The sequence below is a fragment of the Pseudomonas peli genome, assembly GCF_900099645.1.
GTDB classification, from domain to species: Bacteria; Pseudomonadota; Gammaproteobacteria; order Pseudomonadales; family Pseudomonadaceae; genus Aquipseudomonas; species Aquipseudomonas peli.
This window is the reverse complement of record NZ_FMTL01000002.1, coordinates 865673-885685: the sequence shown is the minus strand read 5'-3', so window position 1 is coordinate 885685 and position 20013 is coordinate 865673. Positions and strand designations below refer to the sequence as shown.

Sequence of the window (20013 nt, the reverse complement as noted above, 5' to 3'; positions counted from 1 at the left end):
TTTTTTATTGAGAGCAGGACGATCAGCGCACGGCTTCAAACAACCCGGTCGCGCCCATGCCGCCGCCCACACACATGGTGACGATGCCGTAACGCAGGTTACGCCGCTGCAGCTCACGCACCAGATGGCCGACCTGACGCGAACCCGTCATGCCGAACGGGTGGCCGATGGAAATCGAGCCGCCGTTGACGTTGTACTTGGCGTTGTCGATTTCCAGACGGTCACGGGCATACAGGCACTGCGAAGCAAACGCCTCGTTAAGCTCCCACAGGTCGATGTCGGCAATACTCAGGCCCTTGGCCTTGAGCAGTTTGGGCACCGAGAACACCGGGCCAATGCCCATCTCGTCCGGCTCACAACCGGCGGCAACAAAGCCACGGAAGAACGCCAGTGGCTTGAGACCCAGCTCGATGGCTTTTTCCAGGCTCATCACCAGGGTCATCGAAGCGCCATCGGAGAGCTGTGAGGCGTTGCCAGCGGTGACCGAACCGTCATCGGCAAACACCGGCTTAAGCGCGGCCAGACTTTCCAGAGTGGTGTCAGCACGGTTGCAGTCGTCGTGAGCGACGATGCCGTCGACGATGCTCTTCTCGCCGGTGGCTTTATCTTCGACTTGATACTTGACGTGCATCGGCACGATTTCATCGTCGAACAGGCCTTCGGCCTGCGCCCGCGCAGTGCGCTGCTGGCTCTGCAGAGCATAAGCGTCCTGGGCTTCGCGGCTGACGTTGTAACGACGGGCGACGATCTCGGCGGTCTGGCCCATCGGGTAATAGATGCCCGGCACGTCTTTTTGCAGCAGCGGGTTGAACAGGTTCTGCGTGTTCATGCTTTTCAGGGTCATGGTGATCGACTCAACGCCGCCCGCCACGATTACATCGCTGCAGCCCGACGCCACCTGGTTGGCTGCAATCGCAATGGCTTGCAGGCCCGAGGAGCAGAAACGGTTGAGGGTCATACCCGCCACGTTGGTGCCAAGGCCAGACAGCACGGCCACGTTACGGCCAATGTTCATGCCCTGAGCGCCTTCATTGGAGCCGGCGCCAACGATGCAGTCATCCACCAGCGCTGGGTCGATACCGGTGCGCGCCAGCAATGCATTGACGCAATGAGCCGCCATGTCGTCTGGACGGGTCAGATTGAACTTGCCACGGAAGGACTTGGCCAAACCAGTCCGTACGCTGTCAACGATCACCACTTCACGCATGTCGCACCTCATTGTTATTGGGTTGAGTTGCCAATAAGAATAAAGCCGGACAATCTCGCTCAGCGATGATCATTCATCAGCCGTATGCGCGACCATCCTCTTGCCCATGTGCCTTAGTCTTTGCTGAACGCCGCTTCGAGCGCTTCATTAATGGTGCGCAGCACCTTGATCCGGGCAAAGCGCTTGTCATTGGCTTCCACCAACGTCCACGGGGCAATTTCTGTGCTGGTGCGGTCGACCATATCGCCTACCGCATCGCGGTACAGCGGCCATTTCTCACGGTTGCGCCAGTCTTCTTCGGTGATCTTGAAGCGTTTAAAGGGGATTTGTTCGCGGGCTTTGAAGCGCTCCAACTGGGTCTGCTGATCAATCGACAACCAGAACTTCACCAACACCACGCCGGCTTCGCTGAGCTGCTCTTCGAAATCATTGATCTCGCCATAGGCACGTAGCCAGTCGCCGGTGCTGCAGAAGCCCTCGACTCGCTCGACCAGCACCCGGCCATACCAGGAGCGATCAAATACGGTGAACTTACCGCGCGGTGGAATATGCCGCCAGAAACGCCACAGATAAGGCTGCGCGCGCTCTTCTTCGGTCGGCGCGGCAACTGGAACGATGCGGTACTGGCGGGGATCAAGCGCACCAATCACCCGGCGAATCGCGCCGCCCTTGCCGGCTGCATCATTACCTTCGAACACCGCGATCAGCGAATGGCGGCGCATGCGCTTGTCGCGCATCAGGCTAGACAAGCGTGCCTGCTCAACCACCAGTTGCTCGTTGTAGCTGTCCTTGTCCAGCGCCTGGGTCATGTCCAGGCTGTCGATCAGCCCACGTTCATCCAGGCTGGATGTCAGCGGCGCGGCATGAGGATGAGGCACTGGGCGCGCCTTGGCCTTCAACGCGGCTTGCAAGCCATCGAGCAGAATGCGTCCGACCGTCAGGCTGCGGTAATACTCGTCTGCCCCTTCAACCACATACCAGGGCGCATAGTCGCGGCTGGTGCGGCGCAGCACACGCTCGCCAACGCGTACAAATTTGTCGTAGGTTTTTGACTGTTGCCAGTCCAATGGACTGATCCGCCAGCTGTGCAGCGGGTCATCCTGCAGCGCCTTGAGCCGCGCCTTCATCTGCTGTTTGGACAGGTGGAACCAGAACTTGAAGATCAGCGTGCCCTCATCGCAGAGCATGCGCTCCAGCCCAAGGGTGGTATCGATGGCCTGATCGAGCACAGCATTCTTGATCCGCCCATGCACCCGGCCCTGCAGCATCTGGCTGTACCAGTTGCCGAAGAAAATGCCGATACGCCCCTTGGGCGGCAGTTGCCGCCAGTAACGCCAGGCCGGCGGGCGCGCCAGCTCTTCATCAGTCTGCTGATCGAAGGTACTGACCTGAATTAGTCGCGCATCCATCCACTCATTGAGCAGCTTGACCGTCTCGCCCTTACCCGCACCTTCGATGCCGTTAATCAGAATAAGTACGGCAAAACGCCCTTGCTGCTGCAGCTCATACTGCGCTTCCAGCAGTGCTTCGCGCAGCGCAGGGGCCTCGGCCTCAAAGGTTTCTTTATCAATGCTGCGGCCAATCTCGGCGGATTCGAACATAGCCCACTCCCTGACAATATCCTTTGAGCCTAGCGGATCGGCGGTGGCTTTGGCCAAAGCTATTGTGGGATTCACTCAGCGCCGGGTAATCAGCCCCTGCTTGGCTACACGCGTCAACTGCCGCACGGTTTCATCCAGCTGCGCGGCCGTTGGCGCCTGGATCACCGCCATATCGAAATGATTGCTGGCAAAGCGCGCCAGGGATTCGCCGTCGTGAACAAAGTTGATCAGAAAGGTCCGCGGTCCAGGCCAACGCTTGGGCCAGCCGTCGAGATAGCGCAGCAGAGTCGGCTGATGGCTACCGCCAAGGAGGATTTTCGGATTGTGCAGGGTAAGCCCGGACGTGATCGGGGCCAGGCGAATAAGCGGTTGGGGACAGTGCATCGATATGTCTCCGCCTCATTGAGTCCGCTGGGCAGCGGTGAGAGGCGACACCGAACCAGCGCTTTAGCGGAATTTCAAAGCCTCAGAAGAGTGCTTCTCAGGGCACTGCAATCAGCAGTTAACCCGGCGCCCCGCAAGTAGCTGTTTAAATCGGCGCATGGGTCGGCATCCTAGAGAAGCCCGCGCAAAGCTGTCAAGCCGCGATCCTGCGGCCCTCCCCAACCACCCCAACCTTTGACTGGTGGCACCCCTATTCGGCCGGCCAACCTGGCTTTTTGCCGCTGGCTCGCAGGCCGCTGATCCGCCATCTGGGGCCTGAATCCAGACCAGCACCGTTTCACCCCGTAACAAACCCGCGGCACCGCGCCTGCACCGGATTGCGCACAACTTCGATGTATCGCCCGTGGCAGAGGGCTATACGGCTGTTTGCGACTACTGGCATGGTTTCTGCCACTACCCTTGGGCTGATGTACGCGCCACGGGATGGGCGTTTTGGCTGCATGGAGTGCCTTGAACTGCCCGATAAACCCTAGCGAGAGCACCAATGAACAACAATAAAACCCTGCTCGCCCTCTGCCTGGGCGCCGGCTTGCTGGCCTCTGGCAACACCCATGCTTTCTGGTTCGGCTCCTCCGGCTACACCCAGACCAAATACCCGGTTGTACTGGCCCACGGCATGCTCGGCTTCGACAGTATCCTGGGCGTCGACTACTGGTACGGCATTCCTGCGGCGCTGCGGCGCGACGGTGCCAGCGTGTACATCACCGAAGTCAGTCAACTGAACACCTCAGAAGCCCGCGGCGAAGAACTGCTGGATCAGGTGGAAGAGATTGTCGCCATCAGCGGCAAGCCCAAGGTCAATCTGATTGGCCATAGCCATGGCGGACCGACCATCCGCTACGTCGCTGCCGTCAAACCAAACCTGATTGCCTCCGCCACCAGCGTCGGTGCACCGCATAAAGGCTCGGCCACCGCCGACTTTATCCGCCAGGTACCGCCGGGTTCAGCTGGAGAAACCCTGCTATCGGGTATCGTCAATGGCCTCGGCACACTGATCAACTTCCTCTCTGGCAGTTCGAGCACCACCCCGCAGAACGCACTTGGATCGCTGGAATCTCTTAACAGCCAGGGTGCAGCGCGTTTCAACGCCAAGTTCCCACAGGGGATTCCAACCACCGCCTGCGGTGAAGGTGCTTACAGCGTCAATGGCGTGCGCTACTACTCCTGGAGTGGTACCAGCCCGGTGACCAATATCATCGACCCGAGCGACCTGCTGCTGGGCGCCACCGCGCTAACCTTCAATGGCGAAGCCAACGACGGCCTGGTTGGCCGCTGCAGCTCGCGCATGGGCAAGGTAATCCGCGATAACTACCGGATGAACCACCTCGATGAGGTCAACCAGACCCTCGGCCTGACCAGCCTGTTTGAAACGGACCCGGTCACGGTCTACCGCCAACATGCCAACCGCCTGAAAAACGACGGCCTGTAACGGCTTCACCAGGGGCTGCCGTGCAGCCTCTGGTGCTGTTGTCCGTTTCGCCGAACTCGCCTGTCCGCCTGAAGAGTGCCTGTGAAAAAATTTCTGCTGCTCTCCCCGCTTATGTTCGCCGCCTGCCTGGCTCTCGCGCTGTACCTGCAACCCGTGGATATTCCCGCGCAGCTCAGTGGCGATGCGCCACAGCCGATTCAACGCAGTGATACGCCATCGGCTTCACCAAGCCAGATCGGCATGCAGACCCAAGTAGCGCCACTAAAAAACCTGCCTGCCTCATTCGGCGGCACCACAGTGGATGGCGTCTTTCGTCTGGACGCTAACGGCAACCTGCTGATCAGCGAAGACATCCGGCGCATCTTCGATTATTTCCTTGCCGCAACCGGTGAAGAACCGCTGCGTACCAGCGTCGAGCGGCTGCGTGCCTATATCGCCGCAGAACTGCCGGCCAATGCCCGTGAGCAGGCCCTGGTTCTGCTCAACCAGTACCTCGACTATAAGCGCGAGTTGGTACTGCTCGAACGCGACCTGCCGCAGATGGCTAATCTGGATGCCCTGCGTCAGCGCGAGGCCGCCGTGCAGGCACTGCGCGCGCGGATTTTCGACAGTGAAACGCAGCAAGCATTCTTCGCCCGCGAAGAGGCCTACAACCAATTCACCCTGCAACGCCTGGCGATTCTGCAGAACAGCCAGCTGGACGATACCGGCAAAGCCGCCGCCGTCGATCAGCTGCGCAACAATCTGCCTGCCGAGATGCAGGACACCGTGCTGCCGCAACTGCAGAACGAGCTGCGCCAGCAAACCGCGCGACTGCAGGCGGCCGGCGCCAAACCGGAACAGATCCGCCAGCTGCGTCAGCAACTGGTCGGCGCCGAAGCCACCCAGCGTCTCGAAGTGCTCGATCAGCAGCGGCAAACCTGGAAAAAACGCATTGCCCAGTACAGCACTGAAAAAGCCGCCATCGAAAACAACCCAGGCATGAGCGCCAGCGACAAACGCGCCGCCATTGCCCAGCTGGCCGCAGAGAACTTCGATGAGCGTGAACAGCTGCGCCTGGAAGCTGCCGAACAGCTGGCGACGCAGAACAAACCCCAACCCTGAAACGCAAAAAGCCCACCGAAGTGGGCTTTTTACTGGCTGCTGCCGTGTCGATTAACCAGCGATGCGCTTGTCCAGGGACAGTTTGCCAGCGCCTTCAATCAGGATTGCTACGCTGATCGCCAAGAGTGCCAGGGCAAACTCATAACCGTTGTTGCTCATGAAGAAACCATTGGCCAGGTGCACAGTGGCAATCGCCACCACCATGGTCACTGCCAGTACCGCTGCAGCTGGGCGCGCCAGCAGACCGATAATCAAGGCAATGCCACCAAAGAACTCGGCGCTACCGGCCATCAGTGCCAACAAGTAGCCCGGCGCCAGACCGATGCTTTCCATCCACTGGCCTACGCCTTCCAGGCCGTAACCGCCAAACCAGCCAAACAGCTTCTGCGCACCGTGGGCGGCAAAGGTAATGCCGGCGATGATGCGCAGCACGGTAAGGCCATAGCCAGCTTGAGTTGCAACAACAGATTTGATCAGAGCGTTCATGTGCAGCAGTCCTTGTAGTGAGGGGTTGATGGAACAAAGATTAAACCAATTAACCAATATTTAAAGCGCATAAAATCGCTTTAAAATATCGAATAAATTAATAAATCGACATTCTCAACCTGCGCGCTAGGGTTCAAGCAGATAGCGCTCACGGTCATAAGCAAGGTAGTACTTATTCACGCTATTCACATAGCTGACCACGCCCATGCCCATCTGCTCCATCGCCACCCGTTCGACCTGGAAGAACCACTGGTTAGGATTTAGGCCACGCCGACGCGCTTCAGCCCGCAAGCTCTGCACCCGTTGCGGGCCCAGGTTGTAGCCAGCCAGGATAAAGGCCATGCGCTCACGCTCGTTGAGCTGTGGGCTGTTGAAGTAGTTGCGACGAATCATCGCCAGGTACTTGGCGCTGGCCTGCACGTTGTTATCCAGCACGCCGATATTGCTCACGCCAACACTGCGTGCCGCCGCCGGGGTGATCTGCATCAAACCGGTGGCACCGCCCGCACCTCGGGCGGCGGGGTTAAGGGTCGATTCCTTAAAGGCAACGGCCGCCAGCGCCAACCAATCGAAATCATGCTGGGTCGCATAGCGTTGTAGCACCGGACGGACCTTTTCCAGGCGCTGACGCTCGGTACGGCCCAGCGGATAATGCACTTTGTACAATCGCCGATAGACGCGCTGGAACGCGGCATCTAAATCCGCAGGATCACGGTAACCCTTGAGGAAGCGATCGATACTGGCGCCAAGCATGGGGGTGTCGCGGCGCACATACCAGCGCATGTCACCGTCGCTGGCCAATGGCAGGTGGCGGTCCAGGCGCAACTTAGGCATCACCTTGGCCCAACGTTCGGCAATCGGTTGCTCGACTGCGGTGACACTGAAGATTCCAGCCTGAACCATTTCCAACACGTCCTCGACCGCCAAGCTCGGGTCAACCCACTCGACGATAATCGGTGAGCGTTTACTGTCGATCAGCCGCTGATTGAGTGCCCGTACCGCCTCACCCGCCACACTGCCTGCAGGCAATGCCAAACTGCGTCCGGACAGCTGTTCGAGGCTCTGATAACGCCGGTTACCCTGCTTGGCAACGATGATCACTGGCACGTTGCTGCGGATCGCCGCGCTGGCGCTGAGGTTACTGCCGCGCGGCATATTCAATAGTTCGCCAGGCGCGACCAGATCGCCTTCGCCCCGCTGCAGGGCGGCCAGCAATTGGTCCTTGGCGCGCGGAATGATCTTCAGCTTGAGTGTGCGGCCATCCCGCGAGTTGCGATTGAGGTACTGCTCGAAGGCGCGCATACGTTGATATTCAACACCAATGCTCTGGCCTTTGACTTCACCCGAGCTGTTGCGGCTCTGGTTGACCAGCACGCGCAACTCGCCGCTGCTGCGAATACTCGCCAGGTCGCGGACCGCCTTAGGCTGCTCGACTTCCAGCGGGCCAGCCACGCGCGCTACCGCCGTGCAAGACAGCAGCAATAGACAGCAGATGAGCAGCACTCGCGACATCAAGGCTCCAGGGCAGAATCGGCCGACAGATCAGCACCGCCACCCGGTTAAACAGGCTGCAGACAAGGCAACTGACCCCTCGCGCGGGGCGCGGAGGTTCGCACAGCCCGCACTCAGACGCCAGCCGACAATCACATACAACATCACGTATAAGCTTTAAGTTGCTGTATTTATTAGCTTTTAATCTATTAAAAAAGCTCTGCTATGCTGCCCAATCAATTCAGCAGGTAGCACCATGCAACTCATCGACATCGGCGTCAATCTGACTCACCCAAGCTTTGCTGAACAACGCGAAGCACTCCTCGCTCGCGCCTATGCGGCGGGCGTCCAGCAAATGCTGTTAACCGGCACCAGTCTGACGGAAAGCCAACACGCCCTAGAGCTGTGCCGACAGTTGGATGACAGCGCCGAACATTTGTTCAGCACTGCCGGTATTCACCCCCACGACGCTAGCAGCTGGAACAGCGACAGCCATGCGCAGCTCAAGGCTTTACTGGAAGATCCCAGAGTGCGGGCGGTGGGCGAATGCGGACTGGACTTCAATCGCGATTTTTCACCACGGCCACAACAGGAACAGGTGTTGGAGCAGCAGTTAGCCCTGGCGGTAGAACTGCAAATGCCGGTATTCCTGCATGAACGCGATGCCGACGAGCGCCTGCTGGCGATCCTGCGGCACTTCCGCGACCAGCTGCCGGCGGCCGTGGTGCATTGTTTCACCGGGGAGAAGCGCGCGCTGTTCAACTACCTGGATATGTACCTGCACATCGGCATCACCGGTTGGATCTGCGACGAGCGCCGCGGCAGTAACCTGCATCCGCTGGTCAAGGAAATCCCCCGCGGCCGCCTGATGCTGGAAAGTGATGCGCCGTTCCTGCTGCCACGCAGCCTGCGCCCGAAGCCGAAGAACGGTCGTAACGAGCCGGCCTTTCTGGTTGAGGTGTTGCGTGAAGTGGCGTTGCACCGCGGTGAAACCGAACAGGTTTTGGCGGCCCATACCAGCGCTACAGCCCGGGCCTTCTTCAACCTGCCCACCCCAAAGGGTACGACCGACTGAACCCTGAGTAGCGCAGTGAGTGCTAGCTTGTTGATAAGGATCAATAGCGCCGCAGTGTCGTTGACCGACACTACTGGCACTTTGCCAAGCCTTCACCTCACACAGAGACACCTGCATGGGCCATTGGATCAGCGACCTTTCCCTGAAGTACAAATTCTGGGCCGTAAATGCCGTGGCCTTCTTTACCACGCTGCTGTTGGTGCTCTATGCGCTGCAGCTGGAGCAGCAGGTGCACCACACCGCCGCCAAGCAGGCCGCACAGCAGCAGGCCCGACTATTAAGCCAATGGCCTCAGGATCAGGCCCTGCCAAGCGCGAGCAACCTGCTGAGCGTTGCGGCCGGCCAGACTCCACGCCAGCCGGACAATCAGGGCAGCGCCCTGGCCAACGCCCGCGGCTGGGTCGATTTGAATGGCAGTGAGGGTCTGATTGGTGCCGAAGTCATCGTCCGTGAAGACGGTCAGCGCCTGGCCATCACCGCCTCGGCGCCAAGCCTGCCCGAAGTGTTTTTCGACCGTGCACCGAGCTATGCCCTGGTCGTTGCGCTCTTGATGCTGCTGTTGCTGGCGGCCTCGCAGTTGCTGATTCGCTTTCTGCTCAGCCACCTCAACACCCTCAAGGATGTGATGCTGCAGGTGGAAAAAAGCGGCGACCTCAGCGCCCGTGTGCCACTCGACAGCAAAGATGAAGTGGGCCAGATGGCCAGTGCCTTTAATGCCATGCAGGCGGGCTACCAGCGTGTTGTTGGCATCGTTGCCCAGTCAGCAGCGCAGCTGGATGAAGGTGCCGAACGCTTGGCCGGTAATATGCGCGATGTACGCCAGGGCATGCTCGAACAGCAAAGCGAAACGGAGCAAGCGGCCACGGCAATCAATCAGATGTCCGCCACCGTGCATCACATTGCCGAACACACCGCCGATACCCGTGACCAGTCCAAGAATGCCGAACACCTGGCGCACAGCGGCCAGCAGGCAGTCAACCGCGTGAGCCTGTCGATTTCCGGGTTGTCGAGCGGCGTGCAACAAACCGCGCAGATGATCGAAAAGCTGGCCGCCGATAGCCAGAAGATTGGTGGTGTGGTCAGTGAGATCCATGGCATTGCCGAACAGACCAACCTGCTCGCCTTGAACGCTGCCATTGAAGCCGCCCGTGCCGGTGAAATGGGGCGCGGCTTTGCCGTGGTGGCAGATGAAGTGCGCAACCTGGCTAGACGGGTGCAGGACTCCACCGATGTGATCACCCAGATGATCAACACCCTGCAAAGCGGCACCCGTGATGCCGTGGACTTTATGCAGGACAGCTCGATCAAGGCCGATGAATGCGTCAAACAGGCCGGTGAAGCCGGCCAGGCGCTGGTGGCCATCACCGAGTCGGTGGCGCATATGCGTGAAAGCAATACGCAGATTGCCGTGGCGGCGGAACAGCAGAGCCAGGTGGCTGAAGAAATGAACCGCGCGGTGATCCGCATCCGCGACGTGACCGAACAAACCGTCAGCCAAACGGGAGAATCGGCGCTGACCAGTGCCAACCTGGCCAATTTGGCCGGCTCATTGAACACCGCCATCCGTCAGCTCAAGCTGTGAAGAACGGGCAATTCAGCCGTTGCAGTTCGTCACTGCAACGGCCGTAATCAGCGCTTAACCGAATACCGCCACCGTCTGCCGGCTGATGGCCAGCAACTCCCCTTTGGCGCTCCACATTGCTGCGGCCACATGGCCGTAGCCATCGCGGGCATGCTCAATGTGCGCCCGGTACAGACACCAGTCCTGCGTCGTCAGCGCCGTCATTGGCTGCACAAACTCAATCGTCCAGGTCAACGTACTACCGGGTGCTGGCGCACTCAGGTGCGGCAAAACCGCAGGCGGCCACGCATCAACCAAAGCCAGCAGGTGAGCCTCAGTGACCACCTCGACCGCTTCCTGATCACGTAGACGCACCCAGCCGCCCATGTCCCGTGACGGATTATTAGTGAAAGGCAAACCACCAAACGCCCAGCGCATGGCCAGAAAACGGGTGAACTCAGGGGTTACAGTGGGGATATACGGCATTTCCTGGCAGGCTTCCACGGCCTTGGCCTCCGGTGCCGGCTCTGCCGACACGGCAATACGCGAGTCGCGCCCAGCACCGAAGCTACCCTGGACGATAGTCACCACTTGCCCATCTTGGATTGCCCGCCCCAATACCTGGCTGACGGCCTTGCCTTCACGCAGCACTTCCACCTCAAAGCACACGGGTACGTCAGGCGCCGCAGGGCCAACAAAGGTAATCGCCAGAGAGCGCGGCGGGCGCCCACTTGGCACCTGAGCACGCATGGCCTCATAGGCCAGCGCCGCCACCAAACCGCCGAAACTGGCACGGCCTTGCCCCCATGCGGCAGGAATCCGCACCGCCTGAGGGTTGTCACGCACCGCCTGGAGTAACTCGGAAAAGCCCATAAGCACCTCGAACACTGAAGATGCGGGTGATCTTAGGGTAAAGACGCCAGCGAATGACACGACATTTCGGCCAAACACGCCGAAGGTTTAACGACTTTTCAGCCAACTCAGTCGTCAGCGCGCGCAAACCCCGTTGCCAATGCCTGCAAGGCCAGATCAGCTTGCTGCTCGGCGTCGAGCATTGCCGCCCGCCAAACCGCTACGCACGGTTGCAAATCTGCTTCGGCTTCGGCGCGCTGCAACCATTGCCAGTGGTCATGCCAATCACCCAGCGCTGATTGCGCCTGTTTAAGCTGCAGGCGCAGACGACCGGAAAAACCGGCCAACTGCGGATAGGCCTCGGCGGCATAACGCAGACGCTTGACCAGCAAGCGCAGGCGATGGCGGTCATGTGCAGGGTCAAGCAGTGCCTGTTTCAGGCGCTTGCGATCCTTGCGCAAGCGTTGCTTGATCAACTTGTCCAAACCACGCAGTTGTCCGTTGCTAGCCGCCTGACGCCATTGCCACGGCCAGTCATCCAAAGCAGTGAGCAGATGGGCCAACGGCGCGCAGTCCAACAGCTGCAGGTAGCCCTGCTGTAACAGTGGTAGCCGAGATTTCGCGGCGCTATCGAGCCCTTGCTGTTGCAGATAGCCCTGCAGCACTTCAAGGTCGCGCAGCGGACCGGTCAAGCGGCCCAGCTCTGCCGCCCGCTGTTGCAACGTCTCACAGGCGGCGACCGAAGATAACGGCCGCAGCAGGCTGCGCAACTGGCGCAAAGCAATACGCAGATCGTGCAGGGCCTCGCCATCGGTGGTCACCCGCAGCCGTTCACGACAGGCAAACAAGCGCATCTGAATACGCAGTACGTGTCGTGGCACCTCATCAATCAAGCCTTGCATTGCCTCACTCCTTTGAAATCACTACCCAGACTATGCGCTTATTGGTTAGCCACAAGTGGCCAATGGTCGCGGTACTAAGGCTCCAGGCGAGTAAGCCGCCAAGGCAGCGCGCGCCTGAGGGCCTTCAGGTGCAGGCGCAACTGCAGGGTAGAGGGTTCTTGCCCGGCATAACGCTGCGCCTCGAAGGCCGCCGCAAAATCGCTAATCGCTTGCGCCTGGGCTGGCATCAGCTGGGATGCCCGCACGGCATAGTCGCGCGGACCTTCACCGGGTTTACGCGGCACGCCATGGCGCGCTATCAAACTCTCAAAACGACGGAATAGCCGCTGCTGCACATCACGTTCACGCTGCCATGGCTTGAACAGCCAAAGTGATAGCAAACCAAGCAGCAGCGCCCCACCACCGACCAGGCCGATCACCAGCGACTGGGCATCCACCCGCCCCAGCCAACGCTGAAGAAACTCCAGCTGCTGCTGGCTCTGGTAGCCCAACACCCAGCGTTGCCAGCCGTAATTGATATTGTCCCAGGCCAGACGCAACTCATTCAGCCAACTGAGGTTGCGATAGCGCAACGGCGAGAAAGGCGAGTCTTCGAGAAAACTCTGCTCACCTACCAGGGCCTCTTCAAGGCCCATATCGATCCGCTCGGGCGCCACCTGGAAGGTCGGATCGACACTGACCCAACCCCGTCCCTCCTGCCAGTACTCAACCCAGGCATGGGCATCAAACTGGCGCACCTGCACATAGTTACCCGCCGGGTTATATTCGCCCCCCTGATAACCCGCCACCACCCGCGCCGGGATGCCCGCAGCGCGCAGCACATAGGTCATAGCCCCGGCGTAATGCGCACAGAAGCCACTGCGGGTTTCAAACAGGAAATCATCAATATTGTTCACCCCTAACGTTGGCGGAGTCAGGGTGTACGCAAAGGGCTCGCGGTTGAAGTGGCCAAGCAGTGCCTGCACCAACAATTCGGGCTGCGCATGCTCGCGCTTAAGCTGCTCAGCCCAAGCGCGGCTGCGTGGCTCGCCTTGATCCGGCAACTGCAAGGCACGGCGCAAAGCTGCCTGGGGCAGTTGCGGCTCGCGCAGCGCATCGGGCCAAGAGGTGGCCTGATAGATCAGCGAGCGATCCACCGGCTGCCGGCGTTGTAGACGGAAATCGCTCATCTGCCGGGTCTGTTCCAGCGTGGTTTCCGCCACATCCAGGGTAAACAGCCAGCGCTGCGCACTGGGTTGCATGACGATGCTGTAGCTCAGCGCCTCTCCACGCTTCTGCCACTGCGCACCGGGGCCAAACTCGGCGTAATCGGATTGCGACCAGCGCCGGCCATCAAAACGATCGAGGGTCAGTGCACGCCAGTACAACTCACTGCGCGGCGGGGTTTCACCGTTGAAACTGGCGCGAAACGCCAGCGCCGCGGAGCGACTTAGATCGGCGATATCCGCCGGGGCCATGTTGTCCGACAGCCCGGTAGTCGCCTTGTCATTCGGCACCGGCAACGACCACAGCGGACCCATGCGCGGGAAGAACACAAACAGCAGCAGCATCACCGGCAGCGCCTGCAGCAGCAGCCCACCGGCCAGGCGCGCGGTCGGCCAGGGCTGGGTGGCCAGACTGCTCTGCTGCAAACCGATCAGCGCGGCGAGCAAGGCGGTAACCGGAAACAGGCTGTAGAACGCCATCAGCATGCTGTCATCGAACAGGTAGGCGGTGACCACAACAAAGAAGCCGAGAAAGATCAGCACCAATGCATCACGCCGCGTGCGCATCTCCAGCAGCTTGAGCACGAACGCCGCGATCAGCAGCACCACCCCGGCATCCAGCCCGATCAGGCTGCCACGGGAAAGAAACACCCCGAGCGCTGCGGCCAGCATCAAACCGCCCTTGGCCCAGGCATTCGGGTAACGCGCACGCATGCGGAAAATTTGAATACGCCAGGCCGCACTGCCCAGCCACAGACCAATAATCCACAACGGTAAATGCGTCAGATGCGGAAGGATCACCAGCACCTGTGCCACCAGCAGCCAGGTCAGGCTGATCCGAGGGATCGCAGTAACCCGGCTCATGCTGCACGCCCGAATAGCGCCAGAGCGCGCAAGCAGGCATCACGGTGCAACTCGCCACTATCGGCGTCCAGCACCTGGCCTGGCAGGCTCAGGGCAAAGGGTTGCTGACGCTCGGACAGCTGCAGCACCCAGTGACAGAGCAGTGACAGGCGAGTTTCGACATCACCGGCCAATGCATCGAAATCCAGGTACAGGTCACGCCCGGTGATCGAGGCAAAATCCTTGACCAGCAAGCCCTGGCCACGGGAATAGGCTTTCCAGTGCAAGCGACGCTTGGAGTCGCCCGGCTGATAAGTTTTCAGCCCCTGATAATCATCCCCGCCCTGGCCGTGGGGCCGACTGCCATCCTCGTCCTGATCCTCACTGGCGCCTGCGGACAGCGGCAGATCACCGGGCAAGGGACGCGGATAAACCAGTACGCGCTGATCCAGATCGACCCAGCTCCAGGCCACCAGAATGCCCAGGGGGAAACGGCTCTCGACCCGCAGACGACCGGGCCGTAGCCAACCGCGCTGCAACGCTGGCAGGTTTAGCTGGCTTTCACTTACGCCTTCGACTGGCACATCCAGCGTCTGCAATTCGGCCGGCGGCCAACCCAGGCTGACGGCCTGATGAGGCCGCTGACTGCTTTCCAGGCGCACGCGAAAACCGGCAGGCTCGCCAACAAATACTGCCGGCGCACTGCCGGCCTTGAGGATCAACCCGGCCAGGTTGCGGTAGGTGTGCAGAATGGCGACGACAAACACCGAGGCCAGCAGGAAAGTCAGGCCATAGGCCAAGCTGTTCTGATAGTTGATCGCCGCCAGCAACATCAACAGCAGCGCCAGCATAAAAGCCGCGCCAACCCGGCTGGGGATGATAAAGATCCGCCGCTGGTTCAGGCGTACGCTGCTGGCTGCCGGAATGCGCCGCGCCAGCCAGCGGTTCCAGCGCGGTCGGAGCTGGGCGATCAAAGCGCCGGTACCTCCCGCAGCAACCACTGCACCAAGCTGCCGGCACCATGCCCGGCCGGGTCCGCGCGCTCACGCAGGCGATGGCCGACCACTGACGGCAGCACGGCCTGCACATCTTCTGGAATCACGTAATCTCGCCCGGCGAGGAAGGCCCAGGCTTTCGCAGCCGCAAGCAGCGCCAGGCTGGCCCGAGGCGACAGACCCCAGGCGAATTGCGGCTGAGTGCGGGTGGCATCGACCAGGCGCAACACGTAGTCGATCAATGCATCGCTGGCGCGCACTTTCGGTACTTCGGCCTGCAGCAGAGCCAATTCAGCGTGATCCAGCAGTGCCGGCAGCGTCGGCAACAGCGAACGCCGTGAGTCGCCCAGCAGCAGGGCCTTTTCCGCCGCCTTGCCTGGGTAGCCAAGCGATAGACGCATCAAAAAGCGATCCAGCTGCGACTCAGGCAAGGCGAAGGTGCCACCCTGACTGACGGGGTTCTGCGTGGCGATTACAAAGAACGGTTCGGGCAGCGGCCGAGTCGCACCTTCGATGGTCACCTGGCCCTCCTCCATGGCTTCAAGCAGCGCACTCTGGCTTTTCGGCGTGGCGCGGTTGATCTCATCGGCCAGCACCAGCTCGGCGAAAATCGGCCCCGGATGGAAAATAAATTGCCCGGTGTCCTTGTCGAAAACTGAGGTGCCGAGGATGTCACCTGGCAGCAGGTCGGAGGTGAACTGTATGCGCTGAAAACTCAAGCCCAGTACCTTGGCCAGGGCATGGCTGAGGGTGGTTTTGCCCATGCCGGGCAAGTCCTCGATCAGCAGATGGCCCTGGGCCAACAGGCAGGTCAGCGCCAGACGCACCTGCGGTTCCTTGCCCAGAAGCACGTGATTGACCGTCTGCAGCACAGTTTCCAGTTTGGCGCGCATGTATCACTCCTTTAAGACCGATTGACGATGCTACTGCGCCGCGTTGCCACGGCATAGCGGCTGGAAATCTTTACTGACGAACTTGTGAGCCATTCAATTGATCCAAGCTAACACCCACCTCGTTTGTGGTGTTTAGGCTAAAGACCCGAACAGCGCTGGAGCACATTGAATGCAAGCGCCATCAGGTCATGACTGGCACGCCCAGCCAGGGCAACAAAGCCTGCAGAACCTCAACAGCAGTGCCCAAGGTCTGGACAGTTCCGACGCCGCCCAACGCCTCAGCGAGCATGGTCCCAACCTGCTGCCACAACCACAGGCCAACGGGCCGTTTAAGCGCTTTGCGCTGCAGTTTCACAACCTGCTGATCTACGTCCTGCTCGGCGCTTGCCTGCTTACTCTCTTGCTGGGCGAATGGCTCGACAGTGCGGTGATCTTTGCCGTGGTGCTGATCAACGCCCTGGTCGGTTTTGTCCAGGAAGGCAAAGCCCAGCACGCCATGCTGGCGATTCAGCAGATGCTCAGCCTGGAAAGCCGGGTACGCCGTAACGGCCAGGTGCACAGCATTGCCGCCGAACAACTGGTGCCCGGCGACTGGGTGCTGCTGGAGGCCGGCGACCGCGTGCCTGCTGACCTGCGCCTGCTGGAGACCCGTGATCTGCGCATTGACGAGGCCGCGCTGACCGGTGAATCCCTACCCGTGGATAAACACCACGACGCCGTAGCCGCCTCGGCCAGCCTGGCCGACCGCCGCAGCATGGCCTATTCCGGCACACTGGTGAATGCCGGCAGCGCTGCGGGCGTGGTGGTGGCCACGGCCAAGCAGACCGAGCTGGGCAAGATCAGCCACATGCTGGAAAACGTGGTTAGCCTGCAAACGCCGCTGCTGGTCGATATGGCTAAGTTTGCTCGCCACCTGACCCTGGGCATTCTTGCCCTGGCGCTGCTGACCTTTGCCTTTGGCGTGCTGCTGCGGGGGTACAGCGCAGAGGACATGCTGCTGGCCGCAGTCAGCCTGGCGGTGGCTGCCATTCCGGAAGGCCTGCCGGCGGTGCTGACGATCATCCTCGCCCTCGGCGTGCAGCGCATGGCCAAGCGCCGGGCGATCATTCGCCATCTGCCAGCGGTGGAAAGCCTCGGTGCGGTCACGGTGATCTGCTCAGACAAAACCGGCACCCTGACGCGCAACGAGATGACCGTGCAGCAAGTATTTACCGCCGCACATCATTACCGCGTCGATGGCGTTGGCTATGCCCCGCAGGGCAGCATTCACTGCGATGACGGCCAGCTGTGCCAACTGGACGCCGCTGACGACCTGCGCGAGCTGGCCCGTGCCGGCCTGCTGGCCAATAACGCCAGCCTGCGCAGCGGCGAGAACGGCTGGTGCATCACCGGCGACCCCACCGAAGCTGCCCTGCTGACCCTGGCTGGCAAGGTCGGTCTGGAGCTGCAGCATGAAGCGCGTAATCTGCCGCAGGTCGATGCCATCCCCTTCAGTTCCGAGCAACGCTGCACCGCCAGCCTGCACCATGATCATGCCCACCATGGCCTGATCTATATGATCGGCGCGCCAGAACGTGTGCTCGAAGCCTGCAACCGCCAATGGCGCGACGGCCATCCCGAACCGCTGGACCCACGCCACTGGCACCAGGCCCTAGACAGCGGCGCCCGCCAGGGGCTGCGCATGCTCGGCCTGGCCATTCGGCCGCTCGGCGAACCGCAGCAGAGCCTCGACTATCAGGACCTGGACGGCGATTACGTGCTGCTCGGCCTGGTCGGTATGCTCGATCCACCGCGCGAGGAAGCCATTGCCGCCATCGCCGACTGCCACAGCGCAGGTATCGCGGTAAAGATGATCACCGGCGACCATGCCGGCACCGCCAGCGCCATTGCGCAGCGTCTTGGTCTGGGCGATGGCAAACCGCTGACTGGGGCCGATCTCGACAGCCTCAGCGACAGCCAACTCGATCAGTTGCTACCCACCACCAGCGTGTTCGCCCGCACCAGCCCGGCGCACAAACTGCGCCTGGTTGAACGCCTGCAAGCCTGCGGCGCGCGGGTGGCCATGACCGGCGACGGCGTCAACGACGCGCCGGCCCTGAAACGCGCAGACATCGGCATCGCCATGGGCATCAAGGGCACTGAGGCGGCCAAGGAAGCCGCGCAAATGGTATTGGCCGACGACAACTTCGCCACCATCGCCCATGCGGTCGAGGAAGGCCGTACGGTCTATGACAACCTGAAGAAGACCATCCTGTTTATCCTGCCCACCAATGGCGGCGAAGCGATGATACTGCTGGCGGCCATCGCCCTGGGCCTGACCTTGCCGATCACCCCGCTGCAGATTCTCTGGATCAATATGATCACCGCCGTGACTCTGGCGCTGGCCCTGGCGTTTGAGCCGGCAGAAGCCGACCTGATGCGCCGCCCGCCACGCGATCCCAAGGTCAATCTGCTCAGCCGCCATCTGCTCTGGCGCGTGCTGTTTATCGGAGCGTTGATGACCCTGGCCAGCCTGGGCCTATTCTTCTACACCCAGACTCTTGGCTGGAGCCTTGAAAGCAGCCGCACCCTGGCGGTCAACGCAGTGGTTGCCTGCGAAATCGGCTACCTGTTCAGCAGCCGTCGCCTAGAAGGGTCGGCGAACTTCGGCCTACGCGATAACCCGATGATCTGGAGCATGGTCGGCTTGTTGCTCAGCCTGCAACTGCTGCTCACCTACTGGCCGGCGATGCAGCAGGTCTTCGCCACTGCCGCCCTGCCAGCATATGCCTGGGGTTGGTGCCTGCTGGTAGCGCTGGGGGTATGCGTCTGTGTTGAAGCGGAGAAGTGGCTGTTGCGGCGGCAACGCCCCTAGGGGCGTTGCAACTCAAAGCGCTGCAAGGTGCGGGTATAACCACTGCCGCCGAGACGGCCAATCAGGTCGAGTTGCTGGCTGTCGATACGGCCCTGCTCATTGAGCACCGCATCGTCGATATGCGCCAACAGTACTTCGGCGAAGATCAGATGGCAATTGGGCTTATCCGCTGGGTAGGCCTGGATCTGCGCTACCCGGCATTCAAAGGTGACTGCCGCGCCGGCAACCCGAGGCGGCGCTACCCGCTGCGATGGCAGGCTGGCGATACCGCACTGCTCGAACTCGCTGATACCATAAGGCAGCACCGCCGCACTGGCATTCATCGCCTCGGCCTGGGCGAAGGACACCAGCTGAATCACCAGCTCGCCGCTGGCCTGCACATTCAGCAGCGTGTCCTTGAGGCCGCCATCGGCGCGGTGATTAACGTTGACCATCAGGGTCGGCGGGTCATCGCTGATCACCTGAAAAAAGCTGAACGGCGCCAGGTTGCTGACCCCTGCGTCCGATTGGCTGGAGACCCAGGCAATCGGTCGAGGCGTGATAGTCGAGGCCAACCAGCGGTAGCGTTCGAGCGGTTCAAGCGCGTTGAAATCCAGTTGCATCAGCGGCCAGCTCGCGACTCACGGATATAGAAACGGGCGCGCTCGGACTTCGCCGTACAGCCCTTGTAGCCCTCGAACTGCTGCTGAGTTTTCGCCGCAGTCAGCAGCGACACCGCCTTGGAATAACTCACCGTACCGGCAAACCCTTCGGCCTTGGCCAGATCCAACTCGCGCCAGGCGGCGTCCAGCTGATTGGCGCAGCTGGTGCGATAGGCCGTTTTTCCCGCACAACCGCTTAGCACCAACAGCAACATGGGCAACACGATCAACAGTTTCATCAGGTAACTCCTGCAAAGAGACATACGTTTCACTCGGTATAAAGACACATCGCCCGACTCATTGCGATGCATCAATACAGCCAGTAAGACGTGCAAAACAGACAAAAGTGCCAACGCCTCCAATTGCCGTCGCACTTAGGCCCGAATGCCGTGGATACTAGCAAATCGCGCCTTGGCGGCGCGCGGCACGG

General features: G+C 60.8%; 17 protein-coding genes. 5 read left to right on the top strand and 12 right to left on the bottom strand.

The window, feature by feature from the left end:
- Positions 1–22 precede the first annotated feature (22 nt).
- From BLO50_RS12985 to BLO50_RS12975, 3 genes are all read right to left on the bottom strand, one after another.
- Positions 23–1207, bottom strand: a complete 1185-nt coding sequence (locus BLO50_RS12985; RefSeq protein WP_090253455.1) for a thiolase family protein — start codon at positions 1205–1207, stop codon at positions 23–25.
- Positions 1208–1320: 113 nt separating this feature from the next.
- Positions 1321–2808: a polyphosphate:AMP phosphotransferase gene (gene pap, locus BLO50_RS12980; protein WP_090253452.1), complete on the bottom strand. Its 1488-nt coding sequence runs from the start codon at positions 2806–2808 to the stop codon at positions 1321–1323.
- Between the two features lie 75 nt (positions 2809–2883).
- Complete coding sequence (locus tag BLO50_RS12975) at positions 2884–3192, bottom strand: hypothetical protein (RefSeq protein ID WP_090253450.1); 309 nt, start codon at positions 3190–3192, stop codon at positions 2884–2886.
- Between the two features lie 544 nt (positions 3193–3736).
- Here BLO50_RS12975 and BLO50_RS12970 point away from each other — a divergent pair.
- A complete protein-coding gene (locus tag BLO50_RS12970) occupies positions 3737–4681 on the top strand; it encodes a triacylglycerol lipase (protein ID WP_090253448.1) in 945 nt (314 codons plus the stop codon).
- Positions 4682–4762: 81 nt separating this feature from the next.
- On the top strand, positions 4763–5785 hold the full coding sequence (locus tag BLO50_RS12965; protein WP_090253446.1) for a lipase secretion chaperone: 1023 nt from the start codon (positions 4763–4765) through the stop codon (positions 5783–5785).
- Between the two features lie 51 nt (positions 5786–5836).
- Here BLO50_RS12965 and BLO50_RS12960 read toward each other — a convergent pair whose 3' ends face one another.
- Both BLO50_RS12960 and BLO50_RS12955 read right to left on the bottom strand, forming a co-directional pair.
- The gene (locus tag BLO50_RS12960; RefSeq protein ID WP_090253443.1) at positions 5837–6271 is read right to left on the bottom strand and encodes a DoxX family protein; all 435 of its coding nucleotides are present in this window, start codon (positions 6269–6271) and stop codon (positions 5837–5839) included.
- A 126-nt stretch (positions 6272–6397) separates the two neighbouring features.
- Positions 6398–7783: an MltF family protein gene (locus tag BLO50_RS12955; RefSeq protein WP_090253440.1), complete on the bottom strand. Its 1386-nt coding sequence runs from the start codon at positions 7781–7783 to the stop codon at positions 6398–6400.
- Between the two features lie 235 nt (positions 7784–8018).
- On the opposite strand from BLO50_RS12955, the gene BLO50_RS12950 reads away from it, so the two are divergent.
- Together BLO50_RS12950 and BLO50_RS12945 are read left to right on the top strand one after the other, a co-directional pair.
- Positions 8019–8837: a TatD family hydrolase gene (locus BLO50_RS12950; RefSeq protein ID WP_090253437.1), complete on the top strand. Its 819-nt coding sequence runs from the start codon at positions 8019–8021 to the stop codon at positions 8835–8837.
- 115 nt (positions 8838–8952) lie between these two features.
- A complete protein-coding gene (locus tag BLO50_RS12945) occupies positions 8953–10419 on the top strand; it encodes a methyl-accepting chemotaxis protein (RefSeq protein ID WP_090253434.1) in 1467 nt (488 codons plus the stop codon).
- Between the two features lie 54 nt (positions 10420–10473).
- Here BLO50_RS12945 and BLO50_RS12940 read toward each other — a convergent pair whose 3' ends face one another.
- From BLO50_RS12940 to BLO50_RS12920, 5 genes are all read right to left on the bottom strand, one after another.
- Positions 10474–11271: an acyl-CoA thioesterase gene (locus tag BLO50_RS12940; RefSeq protein WP_090253431.1), complete on the bottom strand. Its 798-nt coding sequence runs from the start codon at positions 11269–11271 to the stop codon at positions 10474–10476.
- Positions 11272–11378: 107 nt separating this feature from the next.
- Positions 11379–12152 (bottom strand): CHAD domain-containing protein, encoded by a 774-nt coding sequence (locus BLO50_RS12935; protein ID WP_090253428.1) that lies wholly within the window; start codon positions 12150–12152, stop codon positions 11379–11381.
- Between the two features lie 74 nt (positions 12153–12226).
- On the bottom strand, positions 12227–14221 hold the full coding sequence (locus BLO50_RS12930) for a transglutaminase TgpA family protein (RefSeq protein WP_090253426.1): 1995 nt from the start codon (positions 14219–14221) through the stop codon (positions 12227–12229).
- A complete protein-coding gene (locus BLO50_RS12925) occupies positions 14218–15174 on the bottom strand; it encodes a DUF58 domain-containing protein (protein ID WP_090253423.1) in 957 nt (318 codons plus the stop codon). The genes BLO50_RS12930 and BLO50_RS12925 overlap by 4 nt, the downstream gene beginning before the upstream one ends.
- Entirely contained in the window at positions 15171–16088 is a 918-nt protein-coding gene (locus BLO50_RS12920) for an AAA family ATPase (RefSeq protein ID WP_090253419.1), read from the bottom strand. Before BLO50_RS12920 ends, BLO50_RS12925 begins: the two co-directional genes overlap by 4 nt.
- Before the next feature lie 169 nt (positions 16089–16257).
- Between BLO50_RS12920 and BLO50_RS12915 the strand changes: the two genes are divergently transcribed.
- Entirely contained in the window at positions 16258–18942 is a 2685-nt protein-coding gene (locus tag BLO50_RS12915) for a cation-transporting P-type ATPase (protein WP_090253417.1), read from the top strand.
- On the opposite strand, the gene BLO50_RS12910 is transcribed toward BLO50_RS12915, so the two are convergent.
- On the bottom strand, positions 18939–19544 hold the full coding sequence (locus BLO50_RS12910; protein WP_090253415.1) for a flavin reductase family protein: 606 nt from the start codon (positions 19542–19544) through the stop codon (positions 18939–18941). The two genes, BLO50_RS12915 and BLO50_RS12910, sit on opposite strands and share 4 nt — an antisense overlap.
- A complete protein-coding gene (locus tag BLO50_RS12905; RefSeq protein ID WP_090253413.1) occupies positions 19544–19822 on the bottom strand; it encodes a hypothetical protein in 279 nt (92 codons plus the stop codon). Before BLO50_RS12905 ends, BLO50_RS12910 begins: the two co-directional genes overlap by 1 nt.
- Positions 19823–20013 lie beyond the last annotated feature (191 nt).